Source organism: Alloscardovia macacae (assembly GCF_002259705.1).
Taxonomy (GTDB): Bacteria; Actinomycetota; Actinomycetes; order Actinomycetales; family Bifidobacteriaceae; genus Alloscardovia; species Alloscardovia macacae.
Genome location: NZ_MWWT01000008.1, coordinates 17,410 through 38,421, shown reverse-complemented (window position 1 = coordinate 38,421; position 21,012 = coordinate 17,410). Strand labels below are relative to the sequence as shown.

General features: G+C 57.8%; 18 protein-coding genes. All 18 read left to right on the top strand.

The window, feature by feature from the left end; genetic code table 11:
• The first annotated feature begins 96 nt into the window (after positions 1–96).
• Positions 97–1,470: a dipeptidase gene (locus ALMA_RS06030; RefSeq protein ID WP_094726813.1), complete on the top strand. Its 1,374-nt coding sequence runs from the start codon at positions 97–99 to the stop codon at positions 1,468–1,470.
• A gap of 268 nt (positions 1,471–1,738) precedes the next feature.
• Positions 1,739–2,269, top strand: a complete 531-nt coding sequence (locus ALMA_RS06025; protein ID WP_148140274.1) for a hypothetical protein — start codon at positions 1,739–1,741, stop codon at positions 2,267–2,269.
• Positions 2,270–2,278: 9 nt separating this feature from the next.
• The gene (locus ALMA_RS06020) at positions 2,279–2,530 is read left to right on the top strand and encodes a hypothetical protein (protein ID WP_094726811.1); all 252 of its coding nucleotides are present in this window, start codon (positions 2,279–2,281) and stop codon (positions 2,528–2,530) included.
• A gap of 252 nt (positions 2,531–2,782) precedes the next feature.
• A complete protein-coding gene (locus ALMA_RS06015; RefSeq protein WP_094726810.1) occupies positions 2,783–3,436 on the top strand; it encodes an ECF transporter S component in 654 nt (217 codons plus the stop codon).
• Entirely contained in the window at positions 3,437–5,587 is a 2,151-nt protein-coding gene (locus ALMA_RS06010) for an ATP-binding cassette domain-containing protein (protein WP_094726809.1), read from the top strand.
• A gap of 71 nt (positions 5,588–5,658) precedes the next feature.
• The gene (locus ALMA_RS06005) at positions 5,659–6,498 is read left to right on the top strand and encodes a TrmH family RNA methyltransferase (RefSeq protein WP_094726808.1); all 840 of its coding nucleotides are present in this window, start codon (positions 5,659–5,661) and stop codon (positions 6,496–6,498) included.
• Between the two features lie 141 nt (positions 6,499–6,639).
• Positions 6,640–7,707: a phenylalanine--tRNA ligase subunit alpha gene (gene pheS / locus ALMA_RS06000; protein WP_094726807.1), complete on the top strand. Its 1,068-nt coding sequence runs from the start codon at positions 6,640–6,642 to the stop codon at positions 7,705–7,707.
• 90 nt (positions 7,708–7,797) lie between these two features.
• Positions 7,798–10,440, top strand: a complete 2,643-nt coding sequence (pheT, locus tag ALMA_RS05995; RefSeq protein WP_094726806.1) for a phenylalanine--tRNA ligase subunit beta — start codon at positions 7,798–7,800, stop codon at positions 10,438–10,440.
• Between the two features lie 16 nt (positions 10,441–10,456).
• Entirely contained in the window at positions 10,457–11,068 is a 612-nt protein-coding gene (locus ALMA_RS05990; RefSeq protein WP_094726805.1) for a DUF4190 domain-containing protein, read from the top strand.
• A gap of 152 nt (positions 11,069–11,220) precedes the next feature.
• Entirely contained in the window at positions 11,221–12,321 is a 1,101-nt protein-coding gene (gene argC, locus ALMA_RS05985; protein ID WP_094726804.1) for an N-acetyl-gamma-glutamyl-phosphate reductase, read from the top strand.
• Positions 12,318–13,496 (top strand): bifunctional glutamate N-acetyltransferase/amino-acid acetyltransferase ArgJ, encoded by a 1,179-nt coding sequence (gene argJ / locus ALMA_RS05980; protein WP_094726803.1) that lies wholly within the window; start codon positions 12,318–12,320, stop codon positions 13,494–13,496. Before argC ends, argJ begins: the two co-directional genes overlap by 4 nt.
• 14 nt (positions 13,497–13,510) lie before the next feature.
• Complete coding sequence (argB, locus tag ALMA_RS05975) at positions 13,511–14,470, top strand: acetylglutamate kinase (protein ID WP_094726802.1); 960 nt, start codon at positions 13,511–13,513, stop codon at positions 14,468–14,470.
• Entirely contained in the window at positions 14,470–15,717 is a 1,248-nt protein-coding gene (locus ALMA_RS05970; protein WP_094726801.1) for an acetylornithine transaminase, read from the top strand. The genes argB and ALMA_RS05970 overlap by 1 nt, the downstream gene beginning before the upstream one ends.
• Before the next feature lie 44 nt (positions 15,718–15,761).
• Complete coding sequence (gene argF, locus ALMA_RS05965; RefSeq protein ID WP_094726800.1) at positions 15,762–16,742, top strand: ornithine carbamoyltransferase; 981 nt, start codon at positions 15,762–15,764, stop codon at positions 16,740–16,742.
• 31 nt (positions 16,743–16,773) lie between these two features.
• Positions 16,774–17,418: an arginine repressor gene (locus ALMA_RS08265; RefSeq protein ID WP_244568897.1), complete on the top strand. Its 645-nt coding sequence runs from the start codon at positions 16,774–16,776 to the stop codon at positions 17,416–17,418.
• Positions 17,419–17,645: 227 nt separating this feature from the next.
• Complete coding sequence (locus tag ALMA_RS05950; protein WP_094726799.1) at positions 17,646–18,884, top strand: argininosuccinate synthase; 1,239 nt, start codon at positions 17,646–17,648, stop codon at positions 18,882–18,884.
• Positions 18,885–18,962: 78 nt separating this feature from the next.
• Positions 18,963–20,435, top strand: coding sequence for an argininosuccinate lyase (gene argH / locus ALMA_RS05945; RefSeq protein ID WP_094726798.1), 1,473 nt, complete (start codon positions 18,963–18,965; stop codon positions 20,433–20,435).
• 253 nt (positions 20,436–20,688) lie between these two features.
• Positions 20,689–20,985 (top strand): thiamine-binding protein, encoded by a 297-nt coding sequence (locus ALMA_RS05940; RefSeq protein ID WP_244568896.1) that lies wholly within the window; start codon positions 20,689–20,691, stop codon positions 20,983–20,985.
• Positions 20,986–21,012 lie beyond the last annotated feature (27 nt).

The following is a 21,012-nucleotide window of genomic DNA, read 5'->3' as shown; positions in this document are numbered from 1 at the left end:
CAGGCGCGAGGAGAGCGCGCGGCGATGTGCACTGCATGGGCTAAGGTCGTGCGTAGGTACTGTATGAACTTGCATACACATAAAGAAAGGATATTCATGGCTGAACTGTCATTAGAAGAAATCCGCGCTCGCGTGGAGTCCGACTGGACACGCGTGGTAGACGTGCTCTCCCAGAAGATAGCGCTCGGTGCAGTGTCTGCGAAGGGCATTACGGCGGACCATATGAAGGCGTCGGCTGAGTTCGTGGCCGAAGAGATGCGCGCTCAGGGTATAGACGCGCGCGTGGTGCAGTCCACGAATCCGGACGGAACGCCGGGTGCGTGGGAAGTGATCGGCTCGAAGATAGTGGATCCTTCTGCGCCGACCGTTCTGCTGTATGCGCATCATGACGTGCAGCCTGTGCCGGACGAGTCCGCATGGGAGACGCCTGCATTCGAAGCGACCGAGAAGGACGGACGTCTGTATGGACGCGGTGCTGCGGATGACGGCGGCGGAATAGCAATTCATTCGGGCGCGCTGCATGCTCTCGGCGACGACCTGGCTGTGAATATCCGCATCTTCATCGAGGGTGAAGAAGAGATGGGCTCGCCGAGCTTCATTCCTTTCGTGGAAAAGCATAAGGATGAGTTTGAGTCGGACGTCATCATCGTGGCAGATTCGGGAAACTGGTCGGATACCATTCCGAGCCTGACCACGTCTCTGCGTGGTAATACGGACATGGATGTGACTGTGCGCGTGCTCGGACATCCTGTGCACTCCGGTCAGTTCGGTGGTCCTATCCTCGATGCGAATACGCTTGCTGCCATGCTCATCTCATCTCTGTATGACGAGAATGGGGATGTGGCGGTTCCTGGCGTGCTGGCGGAAGAGCCTATCGGCGGTCTGCAGCGCGACATGGATGAGGCTACTGTGCGCCGTGATGCTGCTGTGGTGGAAGGATATCAGTTCGCTGGTACGGGCTCGCTCGCTGCGCGCATGTGGACGAAGCCGAGCATTACCGTCATCGGTTTCGATGCTCATCCGGTCGAGGGCTCGTTTAATGTCATAGCGGATTCTGCTCGCTTCCGCCTGTCGCTGCGTACGGCTCCGAACCAGAAGCCAGCTGAAGCACAGAAGGCACTGGCAGACTTCCTCGTCGCTCATGCGCCATTCGGTGCAGAAGTGACGGTGGAGCCGGGTGAAAACGGTCAGGGCTGGGCTATGAACCCAGACTCGACGGCTGTGGCCGTGGCGGAAGCTGCTATGGAGTCCGCATTCGACGTCTCGCCTGTGAATAAGGGTGAGGGTGGATCCATCCCATTCATCCCAGAACTCCAGCGCATCTTCCCTCATGCTCAAGTGCTCGTCACAGGTCCAGAAGATCCGAAGGCAAACGCGCACTCGCCAAACGAATCCATCAGCCTGCCAGCGCTGAAGAATAACGTGGTGACTGAGGCGCTCATCCTGCAGGGACTGGCTGCGGGGAAGTAGACGCGAAAGTAGGGCGCGTTTAGCTCATTCCAGACCAGTCTGGAACATGCTGAGAGAGGCTGTGCACCGTGCTGAAAAGCGGGTGTGCAGCCTTTCGTATAGGGAGTAGATTAGGGAGTAAATTCTGCCCTTCATTATTACGTAAGTATGCTTGACTAAATAATTTGTCTGATGATACTATGAAAACTGTTCACTCAAGTGTGGATGAGAGAGCGCATAAAAACAAAAGAATTCTTGACGAGAGAATTATGAAACAAGGGAGTCGTTTATGCGTTATCACATGCATAAAGTTTTAGTTTCTATTTGTGCAGTGTTAGCACTGATGATGGGGTTAGCAGTATATAATCCTGTCTCTGCAGTGGCTGCAGAAAATTCTACGAATTCGCGGACTATGCAGGAACTAGAAAAAGTTAACTGGTCAGAGGTTAAGCGTGTCTTTGATGCTCAGATGCAGTCACGTGGTTATCTTGATGAAATTCAAGAGGTCCGGGACTTGCATGCTTCACTGAAGCAGGAGAGGGGGCCTAAGTCGCTTGCAGCGAAAGCTGCTCTTAAAGCTGCCCTTAAAACACTTAAACATATAGGGAAGAGGAGCTGGGATGCCACGATTAATAAGCTTCCTCTGCCTGTGCAGGTTAAAAGATTTTTGGGATATGATATCCTGTTCAGAGCCATAAATATCGGTATTAATCTTCAAGGCATGGGTGAAGATTTTCTTACCAAGGGGCTTTCTATGGTTGGTGTGCCTGAATGGATAGCAGGGCCAGTAGTACGTGCTGCTTTTGAATTACTTTTGTAGGTAACACGTATGATGAAAATCATCTGGGCATACGTTCGTCTCGCCATGGTGGGAGTGATGTATCTTATCGGTTTTAGAGTGGCAGTGGGAGCGTATCCTAACAAAGAGACAGCTGTGGCTGGCTTGTGGATACTTATGTTTCTTACCACGGGACTACTTCTACGCTATCTAGAGACGAACGAACTTCCGTATAAGTGGATAGTATCTTTAGGAAGTATGTTCGTAGTCGCATGGATTATCCGCTGGTTCTTTCCCATCTAAGTCTGGCACAGTGGGGAAAACCACCCCTTCCTCTATACTAAAAACTGACACGGGTGCTCGAGTAACGCTGAAGAGTTATGCGAGCTGAGATATGAAGTGTGGGACGGAGTTCGTCTGAATGAGGCGGATTCGTCCCCATCTTCTGACCGATAGAACGTATACCGGGTAATGCCGGCGCACGGACGTCATGAAACCCGTGCCTCACGCACATCATGGTGGTGTGTGATGACCGAACGATCATAGGAGGCACTTATGAACACTTCTTCACCTGTAACTGCATCTGCTGCGACCACGCGGAGCCTGAAGTGGCGCGTCGTGGATATCACTGTAGCCAGCGTCATAGGCGTGGCGAGCTCGCTCATTTACTGGCTGGCAGCCCTCGCGTATGGACCTATCTCTGTGCTGGATTCCTTTATTCCAGGACTCTGGGGTGTGATTAATGGTCTGTGGCTTTTCGCTGCTCCTCTGGCGCTCATCATCGTGCGCAAGCCTGGCGCTGCCATTTACGCAGAGGTCGTGGCGGCTATCCTCGAGTCTCTCCTCGGAAACTCGTGGGGCGGTACGGCCACCTTCCTCACAGGTCTCGTCCAGGGCATCGCGGCCGAGGTCGTTTTCCTCGCGGTGGCCTATAAGGTGTGGAATCTGTGGATTACTGTCCTGTCGGGAACGGTAGCAGGGCTCGCATGCTGGGGATACACCTTCTTCACGAACCTGCAGGCCATCGACTGGAATGGTCCGTACGGAGCGATGAACCTCATCACCACGCTCATCTCTGGCGCTGTCTTCGCGGGATTCTTCGTGTGGTGGCTATATCTCGGCATCGCGCAGACGGGTGCTCTCGACCACTTCGAGTCGGGACGCGATGTGCGCGCTAAGGCTACTGGAGCCACAAGGGAGCGCGCATAAGTGGGCTCTCGCATAGAGATAAAGAACTGGTCCTACCGCTACCCGCTGAATGATGCGTGGGCAGTGGAGGACCTCACCCTGAATGTGGCGGCTGGAGAGAAGGTTCTTCTCACCGGCCGCTCCGGCTGGGGGAAAAGTACAGTACTTCAGGCCATAGCTGGCATCCTCGGCTCTGCAGATGAAGGAGGCGAATCCCGCGGAAGTATCACTATAGATGATACTCCAGCCCTCCAGGCGCGCGGTCGCGTGGGACTTATTCTGCAGAATCCAGAAAGCCAGGTCATTTTCGCGCGCGTCCAGGATAATGCCACGTTTGGTGGGGAGAACCTTGGGGTAGAGCGCGAGGAAATTCTCACGCGAACTGAAGAAGCTCTCCACACTGTGGACCTCGACGCCGAGCATGGGATATCTCCCCAGCGTCTCGCGCAGCACCTCTCGGGCGGCCAGACACAGAGGCTGGCCATAGCGAGCATCATGGTGATGCGCCCCGACGTCATTATCTGTGACGAGCCGACGGCGAACCTCGACCCGGATGGCGTTCAGTGTGTGGTGGATGCCATAGCCGATGCAGCACGTCAGACGGGAGCCACGCTTTTGGTCGTGGATCATAACGTGCAGGCGTGGGATGGCATCGTCGAGCGCCGCATAGCTCTCGGAGAGCAGGTGGACTTCGAGGATTATGCAGGTCGGTACGCTTCCACGAGACCACATGGTCCGAAAGCACTCGAAGCACAGAACCTCAGCTTCGGCTATGCAGGAGAGCCGCTGTCCTACCCGCTCACGACCCACTTCCATACACACGAAGTGACGGCTATTACGGGAGTGAATGGTGCAGGAAAGACCACGCTGTCTCTCACTCTCGCTGGTCTGCTTCCCGCTCTGGCAGGAGAAGTACGCGTTAGCGACGCCATCCGAGCAGACCTGCCGAGCGCACACCCCTCCGACTGGGACAGCCATCAGCTCGCCGAGCGCATCCAGTACGTCTTCCAGAATCCGGAGCATCAGTTCGTCACAAACACGGTACTGGGGGAGATGGAAAGTGCACTGCGCATCTCGCATCCCGAACTAGCGAAGGATGAGGAGGAATTGGCATACAAGGCGAAAGAACGGCTCGCCTACTATGACCTCGCCGAGCAGCAGGCGCAGAACCCGTACTCGCTGAGCGGCGGCCAGAAGCGCAGGCTCACGGTCGCGTGCGCCATCGAAGCGAAACCGAAAATTCTCCTCGTAGACGAGCCGACCTACGGTCAGGATCCGCGCACATGGCTCACGCTCGTAAAAATGTTCGCGAAGCTCAGAGACGAGGGCACCTGCGTCATCACCGTCACGCACGACCGCGCGTTCATCGACGCGCTCGGCGCACGCGAACTCGTCATCCCCGCGCGCACGTATGACGAGAATCACGAGGATAAGGACACGCGCGTGGACAGTCCGTCTCGCATCGTGGCGCGGCTAAACCCGCTCACGCGATTCTTTACAGGACTTCTCGTGGGGCTGCCGCTCATCATCTCGCTGGACGTGGTATCCGCGAGTGTAGCGCTCGGTGCCATACTCGTCGTGCTCCTCGCACTCGGCTTTAGTCCGAAAAAGCTGGCGCTCTACACGTGGCCTATGCTCATCGGAGCGGCAGGGTCCTTCCTCACCGTCATCATTCATAACGCACAGCATGATCCGGTGCTCGCCTCAGCCACCGCCATCCGCGTGCTGGCCATGAGTGCGCCTGCCGTGGTGCTCGTTATGGGCATAGACCCTACAGACCTCGCGGACGCCTTCGTCCAGAAGCTCCATCTTTCGGACCGCTTCGTGTACGCGGCGCTGGCCGGATTCCGCCTGCTGCCACTGCTGAAAGAAGACCTCGAGTGCATCCACCAGGCGCGCACCATTCGAGGGCTGCACACGCGCTCGAAGTTCCGTCAGCTGTTCAGCGATGCGCTGAGCATCCTCATTCTGGCGGTGCGCCGCTCCACCACACTGTCGCTCGTCATGCAGGCGCGCGGTTTTGGCGCGGATGTGCAGCGCACGCTCGTGCGCATCTCGCGCACGAGCGCTCTGGACTGGTTCGCATACGCGCTCGCCGTAGCCATTCCACTCCTATCGCTGGGTGTGGCGTATTATAGTGGCAGTATGAATTTATTCGGTAACCTCATCTAAGAGCTACTGCGTACTCTACGCGTACTCGCGCGTACTCAGAATCACGCCGAACCACACAGAAAGCGGACCTTATGCCACTGCAGAACGAAGTCATGGATAATCCTCGCGCCACACGCGTGCGTCACGTCGCGGAGCTGTCCGCGCGCAAAGCGAGGAAGAAGACGGGACTTTTTCTCGTAGAAGGTCCGCAGTCTGTGCGTGAGCTGATCCGCTTCGCACCCTCGGACGTGCGCGACCTCTACATTCATGAGCAGTATGAGGATGCACCTGTACTCAAGGACCTGGCGAACGAGGCCATGCTCGCAGGCATTTACGTGCATAAGGCCACAGATGAGGTGCTGCTGGCCATGAGTAAGGACTGCCAGGGTATCGTGGCGGTGGCGCGTGCTGAGGCTGTGGAGAGGGATCCGGAAGACTTTTATGTGAAGAATGGTTCGCTCGTGGCGGCTTGCTGGCAGCTGCGCGATCCAGGGAATGCGGGCACTATCATCCGTGCGGCAGATGCGGCTGGCTGTGGGGCAGTGGTCCTCGTGGGAGACTGCGTGGACGTGCTGAATCCGAAGGTCATCCGCTCCACCGCCGGCTCGCTCTTCCACGTTCCTGTGGTGAGCATGAGTGAGGAGCAGTTCTTCGAGTGGTGCGAGCGCATTCAGGCTGTGCTCACAGCCGCTGACGTGTATGGGACGACAAATACGCAGGTTATGGAGCTGAATACGGTGCTCGACCAGACGGACTTCCGCCGCTCGCAAGTGGTGCTGTTCGGGAACGAGGCGCGCGGGCTAGAGCCTGAGCTTGTGGACGCGTGTAATCGCGCGGCTGTCATTCCGCTCTATGGTCAGGCCGAGTCTCTGAACGTGGCCATGAGCGCGTCTATTCTGCTGTACGCGTTTGCGCTGCGTGCGCACGCTTAGCTGAGGTCAATTCTTCCGTTCCCGTCGCGAATCACACGCGGGGAGGAAAGATAGACCTAAAGTCTAACCCAGAAGGAAAAATGGCATACAGTTCCCGCGCGCTCTCACGGCGCTCTACGGAAGGTATGAAGGAAGGTAAACGTGGCTGAGGATATCCAGTTCGACGCTCAAGCGGTGGAAAACGCCGTCCGCGAAGGCATAGAAAAACTGAAGACAGTAAAGACGCTCGACGAGCTGAAGGCCCTGCGCAGCGAGTACGCAGGAGGCAGCTCGGTGATGGCGCAGGCGAGTAAGGCCATCGGCGCGCTCGCTGCAGAACGCAAAAAGGAAGCCGGAAAAGTCGTAGGAAAGCTGCGTGCAGACTTCGGCCGCGCCTTCGCCGAGCATGAAAGCCAGATTAAAGAAGCACTCGAAAAGGCAGCTCTCGCCGCAGAAACCGTGGATATGACCCAGCCAGTGAAGCGTCAGCCTCTGGGCGCACGCCACCCGCTGCCGAAGCTGCTCGAAGATGTGGAAGACTTCTTCGTATCCATGGGCTGGCAGATAGCAGAAGGCCCAGAAGTGGAGACGGAATGGCATGACTTCGACGCGCTGAACTTCGGTCCAGACCATCCAGCACGTCAGATGCAGGACACCTTCTACATTAAGGGAAACCAGGCGAAAGACTCCGCAGGCTTCGTGGGGTCGAACATGGTGATGCGCACGCATACCTCGCCAGTGCAGGCGCGCTCGCTGCTCAGCCGTGGTGTGCCACTGTACATCGCGTGCCCAGGGCGCGTGTTCCGTACCGACGAGCTCGACGCCACGCATACGCCAGTCTTCCACCAGTGCGAAGCTCTGGCCGTGGATAAGGGCCTGACCATGGCAGACCTGAAGGGTGTGCTCGATAAGCTCGCTGTGGCCATGTTCGGTCCGGATGCGAAGACGCGCCTGCGTCCGAGCTACTTCCCATTCACAGAGCCAAGCGCTGAGCTGGACCTGTGGTTCCCGGATAAGAAGGGCGGTCCAGGCTGGATAGAGTGGGGCGGCTGCGGCATGGTGAACCCGAATGTGCTTCGCTCGGCTGGTATCGACCCTGAGGTGTACTCCGGATTCGCGTTCGGCGTGGGTATGGAGCGCACACTGCTGCTGCGCCACGACATTAATGATATGCATGATCTCGTAGAAGGCGACGTGCGCTTTAGCCAGCAGTTCGCCATGGGCGAGTAGAGCTGACATTCAGCGCGGATAAGCGGACAGACGGACTTACAGCACACGTACAGCACACGTACAGCACACGTACAGAAAGAAACGTAAAACATGCCATTACTCGATATGAATTGGCTGCGCGACCATGTGGCCGTGCCAGACAGTGAAACATACCATCAGCTCGCCGCTGACCTCGTGAAGGTGGGCCTGGAAGAAGAAGAGATTCACACCTCGCAGGTGACCGGACCTATCGTGGTGGGCTACGTGAAGGAACTCGTTCCTGAGCCACAGAAGAACGGTAAGGTTATCAACTGGTGTCAGGTGGACGTGGGCGAGCATAACGTCCTCGACGAAGACGGACATAAGGTGCCACGCGGCATCGTCTGCGGCGCACCGAACATTAAGGCTGGCGAGAAGGTGGTCGTGACCCTGCCAGGCGCTGTCCTTCCTGGAGATTTTAAGATAGAGCCGCGTAAGACCTACGGCCACATCTCGAACGGTATGTGCGCTTCGGAGCGTGAGCTGGGACTGGGGTCTGACCACAACGGCATCATCCTGTTCAGCCAGTATGGCCTGACTCAGGAGCAGTATGACGCGCTCGAGCCTGGTCAGGATGCTATGGAGATCCTCGGACTGCATGAGCCTACCCTGGAGATAAACATTACTCCAGACCGCGGGTATGCCTTCAGCTACCGTGGCGTGGCGCGCGAGTTCCATCATTCGACGGGCGCTCCTTTTACGGATAAGGCGCTCGAGTATGCTGCATGCGCTGAGGAGCTTTCGGCTTCGGATGGTTCGGAAGGTTCGGAAGTGCAGGTCATCATCGAGGATACGAATCCTATCCACGGCGTTCCAGGCTGCGACCGCTACTATGCGCGCACGGTGCGTGGTATTAATGCGTCCGCGCAGTCGAGCTCGCTCGTGCGTCAGCGCTTGCTGCGTTCGGGCATGCGTCCGCTGTCTGCTGCTGTGGATGTGACCAATTATGTCATGCTGGACGTGGGTCAGCCGCTGCACGCGTATGATCTCGATAAGATAGAGCAGCCTATCGTGGTGCGCCGCGCCGTGGATGGCGAAAAGCTCACCACGCTGGATGGTAAAGAGCATGAGCTCGTCTCAGAAGACCTGCTCATCACGGACTCGCCAAACGGTGAAAAGGGCTCGCGCATCCTCGGCATCGCCGGTGTGATGGGTGGCCTCTACGGTGAAGTGACCGCTGAGACCACGAATGTGCTGCTCGAAGGTGCACACTTCGACCCTATCTCCATAGCGCGCTCTGCTCGCCGCCATAAGATTCCATCTGAGGCCAGCCGACGCTTCGAGCGTGGCGTAGACACGAAGCTGCAGGCAGCAGCCGTGTATGAAGCTGCCGAGATGCTCACGAGTGTGTGCGGCGGACTTGCATCCTCGTACCCTACGGATATCGATGCGACGAGTGCTCCAGAAGCCATCACCTTCCGCACCTCGGAAGTGGCACGCCTGACGGGTCTGGATACCTCTGCTGAGGAGATTCAGCGTATTCTCGAAGATGTGGGCTGCACGGTGGAGGCAGGGGAGGCTGCTGGCGACGGCGAGGTGGACACCTTCCGCGTCACCCCTCCGACCTGGCGCCCAGACATCACCGAGCCATGCGACCTCGTGGAAGAAGTGGCTCGCCTCGTGGGCTACGACCAGATAGCGGTCACGGTACCAGCAGTGCCAGCCTCGGCTGCAGGCCACTCGGGTCTGACGGACTCGCAGCTGCGCCGCCGTCAGGTGGCAGATACCCTCGCCGAGTATGGCCTCACGGAGACCATCAGTTACCCATTCGTGGGCGAGGAAGACTTTAAGGACTTCGCTCTGAACGCTGAGGAGATTATCCCAGTGAGTGTGGAGCTCGAAAATCCACTGGCAGGAGACCGCCCATATCTGCGCCGTGACGTACTGCTCACGCTCATGCGCACTGTTCAGCGTAACTTCCGCCGTGGTAACCTCCAGGCCAGCTCCTACGAACTGGGCCACGTCTTCGAGTGGGATCCTCAGGCTCCAGCCATCCCAGCACTTCCTGGTGGAGTGCGCCCGAGCGACGAAGAACTCGCAGCTCTGGACGCAGGCCTGCCGAAGCAGCCGCTCCACGTGGCAGCAGTCTTTACGGGCACCGTCCAGGAGACCGGCTGGATGGGTGAAAAGCGTACGGCCGACTGGACGGATGCTGTGGAAGCAGTGACGCGCATCTCCGAGCGCCTGGCAGCACACCTGAGCCTCACGCAGGTCTTCGGCGAGGACGTGCCAGCGACCTGGCATCCAGGACGCTTCGCGTACGTGAAGGTGGCAGAAGGTGCCGGCGACGTGACCGTGGGTCGCGTGGGCGAGCTGCATCCGCACGTCATCGAGTCCCTCGGACTTCCATCACACACGGCAGCTTTCGAACTGGACCTCGACGCTCTCTTCGCAGCGGTAAAGTACCAGCCTCTGCAGGCGAAGCCAGTGTCCACGTACCCTCCAGTGCACCAGGACTTCGCATTCATCGTACCTGTGGAGATGACCTCGGAGGAGATGAGTACCGTCGTGCGTAAGGCTGCAGGAGACCTCCTGGAATCCATCGATCTCTTCGATGTCTTCGTAGGACCAGGCGTAGGCCTCGGTAAGAAGTCTCTGGCGTATGCGGTGACGTTCCGCGCTCAGGACCGCACACTGGATGCCTCGGATACGGAGGCCGTTCGTGCGCAGATTATCGCTGCTGCAGAAGCTGTAGGTGCTGTCCTGCGCGCCTAGAGGAAGGGAGCTGAAGGTGACGGATGAATTGACCGAAAAGAAGGATGACGCTCAGACCGTGGATAACGGAAAGGCGTACGGCCGTATGCGCGCGGAATTCCCGGGCTGGGATCCGTACGTGTATGGGAAGCCGGAAGAGCGTAAGGCAGACGACGAGCGCAAAGCCCGTCGTGGCGCGCGCAATCCGTTCGCGCCAGACGCTCAGCCGGACTCGGCTCGCCAGAACGCGCCGGTGGACTCGGACGAGCAGAATGCGCAGAATCAGCAGGCGCCGGGCATTCAGTTCTATAACATGAACGGTCAGCCGCTGCCTATTCAGGAGTTCGACCCGGACGACCCGAAGAAGAATCCGCTGTATGGACGCTGGGACTTTTATGCAGTTCTCGCGTTCATCGGCGCGTTCTTCTCGGCCACGGCACCGCTCGCGCTGTTCTTCGGCATCCTCTCGCTCGGCCGCACGCGCCGTCTGCACATGAAAGGCCGGGCGCTGGCCATCGTCGCGCTTGTGCTGTGTGCGGCGCAGATAGGCCTGTACATCTATCTTATGGTGACGAATACGACCGAGGTGGAGTTCGCGCGGATGCTGCTTGAGTGGGCTCAGGGGCAATTACAGTCTCTGCAGGCGTAGCTCCCGAGCGAAGTCGCGGTCAGTGTCTTATACGGGGCGGTAGGGGTCTTCGGATTCTCTACCGCCCTTTTTCTATGCTGGCTGAAGTCCGCGTGTCGTCGTCGTGCATAGAGTGCATACTTATACAATACGATGAATAAGCAGGTGTAATTATGCATACGGAAGTGGATCATACCTATACAGTCGCGGTGGCAGGCGCGACGGGGTACGCAGGGGGAGAAGCCCTGCGCATTCTGGCCATGCACCCGAATTTTACTGTCACGTGCGTCACAGGGCACTCGTCTGTAGGGGATACGCTCGGTAAGTGGGCGCCGCATATTCCATCCCTTGCTGGACTCGTTATCGAGGACACCACTGCTGAAGTGCTCAGCGGTCATGATGTGGTTATCCTCGCTCTTCCGCATGGTGCTTCCGGCGCTCTGGCAGCTGAACTTCACGATGTTCAGGTGGTGGTAGACCTCGGAGCGGACCACCGTCTGGAGTCTCAGGAAGACTGGGATGCATATTATGGTGGTCAGTATTTCTCCCACTGGACGTATGGTATGCCAGAGCTCATGACGGGGGTGTCTGGGCATGATTTCCAGCGCTCGGAACTTGCAGGGGCCACGCGCATCGCAGGTCCAGGATGTAATGTTACAGCCACCACGCTCGCCATGCAGCCGGCACTGGCTGCAGGACTTGTGACGCATGACGTCGTGGCGAACCTCGTGGTGGGGTACTCCGGAGCAGGAAAGAAGCTCGGGCGAGTGAACCTACTGGCGTCTGAGGCTTTGGGATCCGCTGTGGCGTATGGTGTGGGTGGTACACACCGCCATATTCCTGAGATTAAGCAGAACTTCGCCCACGCGTGCGGACTTAGTGGTGGGACTGGAGCAGACTCTTTTAGTCTCGGGTTCACGCCGGTACTCGCGCCTATGGCACGGGGCATTATGGCCACCGTGAGCGCCCCTCTGACGGATGCGGGGCGTGAGCTCGGTGAAGAGAGCATTCGCGCGCTGTATGAACGTGTGTATGCAGACCAGATGTTTATGCAGGTGCTGCCGGCAGGACAGCTGCCTGCTACGGGGAATGTGCTCGGTTCGAATGCAGCACATATCCAGGTGGCTGTGGATGAGCGCGCGGGACTGCTCTATGCGTTCAGCGCCATAGATAATCTGAATCGAGGGACGGCTGGCCAGGCCATTCAGTCCCTGAACATAGCTCTCGGCTTACCAGAAGATGCGGGACTGACAGTGATAGGAGTGGCACCATGAGCGTCGTCTATGCGCAAGGATTTAGCACTGCAGGAGTGCGCGGAGGTATATCTTCCGTACCAGGGAAAAAGGATGTAACGCTCGTCGTGAATGAGGGGCCGCTTTTCGTGGCGGCTGGCGTTTTTACGGCGAATCGCTTCGCGGCAGCTCCAGTCCAGTACTCGCGTGGAGTGGTAGCGTCTGGACGCGCGAAGGCTATGGTGATTAACTCCGGTGGAGCGAATGCGTGTACGGGCGAGACAGGACTCGCCCAGGTATACGAGACTGCTGCTCATGCAGCCTCAGTTCTGGGCTCGGACTTCGCGAGCGAGGATGTCCTCGTGGCGTCCACTGGTCTTATCGGTGAGCTGCTTCCTTTAGACGCTGTGTTTGCTGGTGTGACGAAGGCTGCAGGGGCTCTGGCTTCAGATGAAGCTGCCGGTCAGGCTGCTGCTGAGGCCATTATGACCACGGATACAAAGCCGAAGACCGTCACCCTGGATGGTACGGGATACCGTATGGGTGGTATGGTAAAAGGCTCGGGCATGATAGCCCCACAGCTGGCCACCATGATTAGTGTCATTACCACGGATGCTGTGGTAAGCTCTGAACTCGCTCAGGAGGCTCTGAAAACGGGAACGAGCACGAGCTTCGACTGCATCGATGTGGATGGATGCATGTCCACGAATGATACTGTCATTCTTCTCGCTTCGGGAGCCAGTGGAGTAGAGCCAGACGTGGACGAGTTTAAAGCTCTCGTGGCTCAGGCGTGTGCGAGCCTGGCACGGCAGATTATAGGCGATGGAGAAGGCTCTTCGCATGACATCCGCGTTCGTGTGACGGGAGCAGAAAGCTACGAGGCTGCGCTGGCCTGTGGACGCGCAGTGTCTGCGTCGAACCTGCTCAAGTGTGCCATTTATGGAAATGATCCGAACTGGGGACGTGTAGTCTCGTCTCTCGGTACTGTGCCAGAAGATGTGGCTGCATTTGATCCGAATAACGTCACCGTGGATATAAACGGGATTCGCGTGTGTGATGGCGGAAAGCCAGGGCAGAGCCGTGAACTCGTGTCCATGGCGGAGCGCGAAGTGCACATCGATATCGACCTCGGCACTTCCGGCACCGCTGAAGCGACAGTATGGACTGATGACTTGACTCTCGACTACGTGCATATTAATGCTGACTACGAGTCTTAAGAGGAACGAGACATATGGTGGAAATACGAGAAAATACAAACGAACCTTTTCATGCCTTTGACGTTCATGAGGATCTCACGGATAGTCAGAAAGCAGAAGTGCTCCTCGAGATGCTTCCGTGGCTGCAGAAATTCACAGATTCCCTCGTGGTGGTCAAATATGGTGGAAACGCCATGGTCAGCGATGAACTGCGAGAAGCTTTTGCTGAAGATATGGTCTTCCTGCGTCAGCTCGGTCTGCATCCTGTGGTGGTGCACGGTGGCGGTCCTCAGATAAATGAGATGCTCAGCACTGTAGGCATCACGCCACAGTTCCGTGGCGGACTGCGTGTGACGAACGAAGAAACCATGGACATCGTGCGTATGGTGCTTACGGGAAAAGTCTCCCGTGAACTCGTAGGTCTGATTAACTCGTATGGTCCCTATGCTGTGGGCTTGTCCGGTGAAGACGGAGGACTCTTCTCCGCTGCTCAGCGTATGCCCATAGTGGATGGCGAACGCGTGGACGTGGGCTTTGTGGGAGACGTAGTCAGCGTGGATGCCAGCGCTGTCGAAGACCTTATCGCCTCGAATCGCATTCCTGTGGTGTCCTCTGTAGCGCCGGATGAAGATGATCCGACGCAGGTGCTGAATGTGAACGCAGATACAGCGGCTGCCGCGCTCGCTGTGGCACTGGGGGCGCGAAAGCTCATCATTCTGACCGACGTGGAGGGGCTCTACTCGAACTGGCCAGATAAGACTTCTCTGGTCAAAGAGATAGGCGTGGAGACACTCCGTGAGCTGCTTCCGCAGCTCGAAAGCGGGATGCGCCCGAAGATGGAGGCGTGCATCCGCGCTCTCGACGGGGGAGTGAAGCAGGCTCACATCATCGATGGACGAAAGAAGCATTCCATCTTAAACGAGATATTCACCACGGCAGGCATAGGCACGATGGTGGTCGAGGGTGAAGGCATGAGCAGGAGGAGTAAAGCATAATGACAGATACGACATACTCGAATCAGAACGAAGACGAGCTTCTGCACGCGTATAGCGAGCATCATATGAATGTGTTCGGCACACCACTGCGTGTCCTCGACCACGGTCAGGGCTCGCATGTGTGGGATGTAGAAGGAAAGAAATACCTCGACTTCCTCGCGGGCATAGCCGTGAATTCCGTGGGATATAATCACCCAGTATGGGCACAGGCTGTAGCTGAACAAGCGGCAAAGATAGCTCATACCTCGAATTACTTCGCTACCGTTCCTCAGATAAGCCTCGCCACGAAGCTCATCGAACTCGCAGGAGCTCCAGAAGGCTCTCGTGTCTACTTCGGTAACTCGGGTACAGAAGGAAACGAGGCAGCGCTCAAGCTCATGAAGCTTCATGCCGATGCGCGTGGAGTGGGTGAGTCGGCCCGTATCCTCGCGCTTACACATAGCTTCCACGGACGCACCCTCGGAGCGCTCAGCGTGACATGGAAGCCAGTCATCCGCGAACCCTATAACCCACTGCTTCCGAATGTGGAGTTCGTCGAAGCGGGGAATGTGGATGCACTCACAGAGGCTTTCGAACGTGGTCCTGTAGCGGGCATCATTATGGAGCTCATCCAGGGTGAAGCAGGCGTACTTCCTGTGGGAGCGGACTTCGTGAAGGCAGCACGAGCACTGTGCGACGAGCATGATGCACTCCTCGTTATCGATGAAGTTCAGACGGGAATGGGACGCACGGGACACTGGTTCGCCTTCCAGGATGAGACACTCAGTGGTGGGGTCACTCCAGACGCCATCTCCTTCGCGAAGGGTGTGGCAGGAGGCTTCCCTATGGGCGGACTCATCAGCTTCGGAGAAAAAGTATCCTCGCTCTTCACCCCAGGCTCGCACGGATCCACCTTCGCGGGAAATCCTCTGGCCACAGCAGCGGGCATGGCCACCGTGAGCATCATCGAAGACGAGAATCTGCTCGAGAATACGCGCGCTCGCGGCCAGCAGCTGCGAGACACTCTCGCGCAGAGCGAGAATCCGCTCTTCGTCTCGGTGCGTGGAGCAGGACTCTTAAACGCTGTAGAGCTTTCCCATCCGTGCGCGCATGCAGTGGCGGACTGGGCACTCGAGCATGGCCTCATCGTGAACGCAGTAGCACCGAATGCCATTCGTATGGCGCCACCTCTGAACGTGAGCGAAGACGAAGTACGCGAAGGATGTGCTATCCTCATGCAGGTGCCAGATGACCTGCCGAACGATTAAATTGGATATATACAAAAACGCAGAGAAAACAGAAGGAGACACGCATGACCGGACAGCTGCGCCACATGCTGCGCGATGACGACATCTCGCATGACGAGCAGAAAACCATCCTCAAGCTGGGCCTCGCATTCCAGAAGAACCGCTTCCTGGCTCGCCCTTTTGAAGGGCCACAGGGCGTATCTATCATTTTCGATAAGCCGAGCACGCGCACGCGCGCTAGCTTCTCCACGGGTGTGGCGGAGCTGGGCGGATACCCACTCGTCATCGATAAGAACGGTTCTCAGCTCGGACGCGGCGAGCCAGTGGCGGATACCACACGCGTGCTCACGCGCATGACCTCCGCGCTCGTGTGGCGTACTTTCGGGCAGGACCGCGTGGAAGAAATGGCACGCTACGCCACCGTTCCTGTGATAAACGCGCTTACGGATGATTTCCATCCGTGCCAGGTGCTCGCGGACTTCCTCACACTCGCCCAGCATAAGGGTGGTGTGGACGCGCTCGAGGGCATGACCATCGCCTACGTGGGAGACGCGGCGAATAACATGTCTCACTCCTACCTTCTGGCAGGCGCTGTGGCGGGCATGCACGTGCGCGTGGCGGGTCCGCAGGGCTTCCTTCCACGCCCAGACATCGTGGCGGATGCCGAGCGTATCGCCGCAGAAAATGGCGGATCTATCCTCGTCACTACAGACCCGTATGAGGCAGTGAAGGATGCAGACTGCATCTTCACCGACACGTGGGTCTCCATGGGTGAGGAAGCACAGTATGAGCTGCGCTCGAAGCCATTCTGGAAGTACCAGGTGAACGACGAACTCATGGCAGCAGCAAAGCCAGATGCGCTCTTCCAGCACTGCCTGCCAGCATACCGTGGTAAGGAAGTAACTGCGAGCGTCATCGACGGACCACAGTCCGTGGTCTGGGACGAGGCAGAAAACCGTCTGCACGCGCAGAAGGCTCTGCTCACTTGGCTCATCGCTCAGCAGCGTGGGGATATGAGCCTGCTTGCAGGCGTGGACGCGCAGTAAGCCGGCAGGAACAGAGCGGAGTGCAGACGTTATGAATGCAGGAATACCGTCCACACGGACAGCGCGCCTGAGCGTTATCGAGCAGCTACTGGGACAGTATGTCGTCAAGTCTCAGCAGCAGCTCGTGAGCTTGCTCGCAGAAGAAGGTATCCAGGTAACTCAGGCCACGCTCAGCCGTGACCTCGATGACCTGCGTGCGAGTAAAGTGCGCACGCAGGAAGGAGACTTCGCCTACGCTGTTCCTACGCAAAGTCCTCTTGAGAAGGTTATGCTCGACGAGATAACGTGTGAGCAGGACCGCCGTAACAGCGCAGCGCATGGAGCGGGCGCTGGAGCGGGCGCTGGCGTGGGGGCTCGGGCAGGTTCGAGAGCTGGTGCGGGGGCTCGGGCATCTCAGCATGTGGATATTTTTACTCCGGTGGCGCGTCGGCATACTCAGCTGGCGAAGGTCATAGGCTCGCTCATTACGAAAGTGGTATGCGCGCAGAACCTCGTGGTCATCCACACGCCTCCAGGAGCTGCACAGTATGTGGCCAGCGCCATAGATAAGTACCCCATCGACCATGTGGCGGGCACTATAGCGGGGGATGACACCGTTATGATGATAACCACGGATAATGCTGCTGCGCAGGAAAAGATGGACTGGCTTATGAGCATGGTGGGCGCGGAGAAGTAGACGCGGAACGGTCGATTCCGACGAGCCGGTACATACCGTGGTGAGCGTAGAATAGAACCAGAGAAGAACTGGTTCAGCAGAGGAAGAATGGACCTCTCGCGTTCACGCAAAACCGCGCGTATACCCGCATACACCGCGTGTAAAACCGCGCGTAAAAACCGTGCGAAAAAAACCGCGCGAAAACCTAAAGATTTATAGATTTACATAAAACAGAAGAAAGGGCAGTTATGTCTGATAAGAACCGCATCGTTCTGGCTTACTCCGGTGGCCTGGACACCTCTGTGGCCATCCCGTTCCTGAAAGACCGCACGGGTAAGGACGTCGTGGCCGTATCCCTCGACGTAGGCCAGGGTGGCGAGCGTCTCGAAGCCATCCGCGCACGTGCACTGGCATGTGGCGCAGTCGAGTCGTACATCGTAGATGCGCGCGACGAGTTTGCAGACGAGTACTGCATGCGCGCTCTGAAGGCGAATGCCATGTATGAAGGCGTGTACCCACTGGTTTCTGCCATCTCGCGTCCGCTCATCACGAAGCATCTCGTGCGTGCCGCACATCAGTTCGGCGCAGATACCATAGCCCACGGCTGCACCGGTAAGGGGAACGACCAGGTGCGTTTCGAGGTCTCCATTCAGTCCATCGACCCGACCCTGTCTGCCATCAGCCCTATCCGCGACCTGTCTTTGACTCGTGACGTGGAGATCGCGTACGCGAAGAATCATAAGCTGCCTATCGAGCAGACCGAGAAGAGCCCGTACTCCATCGACCAGAACGTGTGGGGTCGCGCCATCGAGACCGGCTACCTCGAAGATCCATGGAATGCTCCTACGAAGGACGTGTACTCGTACACGGATGATCCAGCCTTCCCTCCAGTGGCAGACGAAGTGACCATCGAGTTTAAGCAGGGCGTTCCTGTGAAGATAGACGGTCGTGACGTCACGCCTCTGCAGGCCATCGAAGAGATGAACCGTCGTGCAGGCGCACAGGGCATCGGCCGCATCGACCTCATCGAAGACCGCCTCGTGGGCATTAAGTCGCGTGAGCTGTACGAAGCACCTGGTGCTGTGACGCTCATCACCGCGCACCAGGAGCTGGAGAACTTCTGCCTCGAGCGCGAACAGCACCGCATTAAGCGGGACATCGATAAGCGCTGGGCTGAGCTCGTCTATGACGCTCAGTGGTTCTCGCCTGCAGTGAAGTCGCTGAATGCGTTCATCGAGGACACGCAGCAGTACGTCTCCGGTGAGATCCGCATGGTTCTGCACGGTGGTCGCGCAGTGGTCGTGGGCCGCCGTTCCGAGTCTTCACTGTATGACTATAACCTCGCGACGTACGAGTCCGGTGATTCGTTCGACCAGAACGCCTCGAACGGCTTCATCGAGATTTACGGCCTGCCTACGAAGGTGGCTGCAGCACGCGACGTGAAGTTCGGAAACGCTGTAGAAGTTCCGTCTCAGGACGTGCAGTAAGCGCTTTCGCGTTTTTCGCTTTTCGCGTTTTCGCGCACGGTCCATTTTCCCTCGTCCTCTCATATAAAGGAGATACACATGACTCACGCTTCCGAGGGCATCGCCCTCTGGGGTGGCCGTTTTACCTCCGGTCCGTCCGAAGCTCTGGCACGCCTGAGTAAGTCCACTCAGTTCGACTGGCGTCTGGCAGATGATGACATCGCTGGCTCGCGTGCTCATGCACGTGCTCTCGGTCGCGCTGGTCACCTCAGTGCTGACGAGCTCGAGCGCATGGAAGATGCGCTCGACGAGCTCCAGCGTCAGGTCGATTCGGGGGCTTTCGCTCCTCAGGAGAGCGACGAGGATGAGGCTACAGCTCTCGAGCGCGGTCTGCTGGCTATAGCTGGAGATGAGCTCGGCGGTAAGCTGCGTGCTGGTCGCTCGCGTAATGACCAGATAGCCACGCTTATCCGTATGTGGCTGCGCCGCCAGGCGCGCTTCATCGCGGCGGACGTGCTCGACCTCGTGCGTGCCATCATCGAGCAGTCGAAGGCAGCTGACCGTGCTGTGATGCCAGGGCGCACCCACATGCAGCACGCGCAGCCTGTGCTCGTGGCGCACCAGCTTATGGCGCACGCGTGGCCGCTTATGCGAGACATCCAGCGTCTCGTGGACTGGGATGCGCGTGCAGCTTTTTCTCCGTATGGTTCGGGTGCTCTGGCAGGGAACACGCTGGGACTCGACCCTCATGCAGTGGCTCTCGAGCTCGGCTTTAGCGATGTGACGGAGAATTCCATCGATGGTACAGCTTCGCGCGACCTCGTGGCAGAGTTCTCCTTCGTCGCTGCCATGCTCGGAGTGGATATCTCGCGCCTTTCCGAAGAGATCATCATCTGGAACACGCAGGAATTCGCCTTCGTACGCCTGGATGACGCGTACTCCACGGGCTCGTCCATCATGCCGCAGAAGAAGAATCCGGACATCGCTGAGCTGGCTCGTGGTAAGGCAGGGCGTCTCATCGGTGACCTGACTGGTCTGCTCGCGACTCTCAAGGGTCTTCCTACTGCTTATGCCCGCGACCTGCAGGAAGATAAGGAAGCTGTCTTCGACCAGGTGGATACGCTTTTGGTTCTGCTGCCTGCCTTTACCGGCATGGTGGCCACCATGCAGTTTAACTTCGAGCGTATGGAGGCCGAGGCACCGACTGGTTTCGCTCTGGCCACGGACATCGCCGAATGGCTCGTCAAGCAGAAGGTTCCGTTCCGTCATGCGCACGAGCTCAGCGGCGAGTGCGTCCGCGTAGCGGAAGAGCGCGGCGTGGAGCTGTGGGATCTGACAGACGAGGATTACGTGAGCATTTTCGCTGACTTCCTCGATGCTTCGGTAGCGTCAGGCGTACGGTCCGTTCTGTCCACTTTAGGTAGTGTCAATTCTCGCCTCGGCAAGGGCGGCACGGCCTACGAGCGCGTGGTCGAGCAGATGGCTGCCGCTGAAGAGACAGTCATTCCGCTTGCCCAGTTCGCTCAGTCCACGAGTGACGGAAGTGCGTATAAGGCTCCAGGAAGCTTCTAAGAGTTTTAAGAAGAACTGAGAACAGAGAACTGAGAGAGGGAAGGGTCATGTGCTTGAAGCGCATGACCCTTTTCGTATCTGCTCCCCAGAAGTTTTTTGCAGGTCGTGCCGCGGGTGGCGGGCGGGATCCGAGCTCACCACCCCTCGCGCTACACTAGGAACCACGGGAGTCCCAGCGGGGCTGAGAGGAAGCACGGAGCTTCGACCGTACTTGATCTGGATCATGCCAGCGGAAGGAAAGGATACTCAGAAGATGAGCGTACAGATGAATAACTGCAGCATAGCCATACAGGTCTTACCGATGAAGGTAGCGGATTACATCCCAGACATCGACCGCGTTATTTATTACCTCCAGGAGCACTTCCCGGATGCGCGGGTGACGCCATTCGAGACGGTTATCGAGGGAGAGTATGAGGAATGCATGGATGCTCTGCGCCAGTGTGCGCTTATCGCTGCGGAAGAGGGTAGTGATGATATCATCGTGAATGCGAAGATAGCGTACGGGCAGATCCTCACGAGCGAAGAAAAGACGGCGAAATTCCAGAAGTAGGGGAGGAACTCTAAAGGAACACCGCCC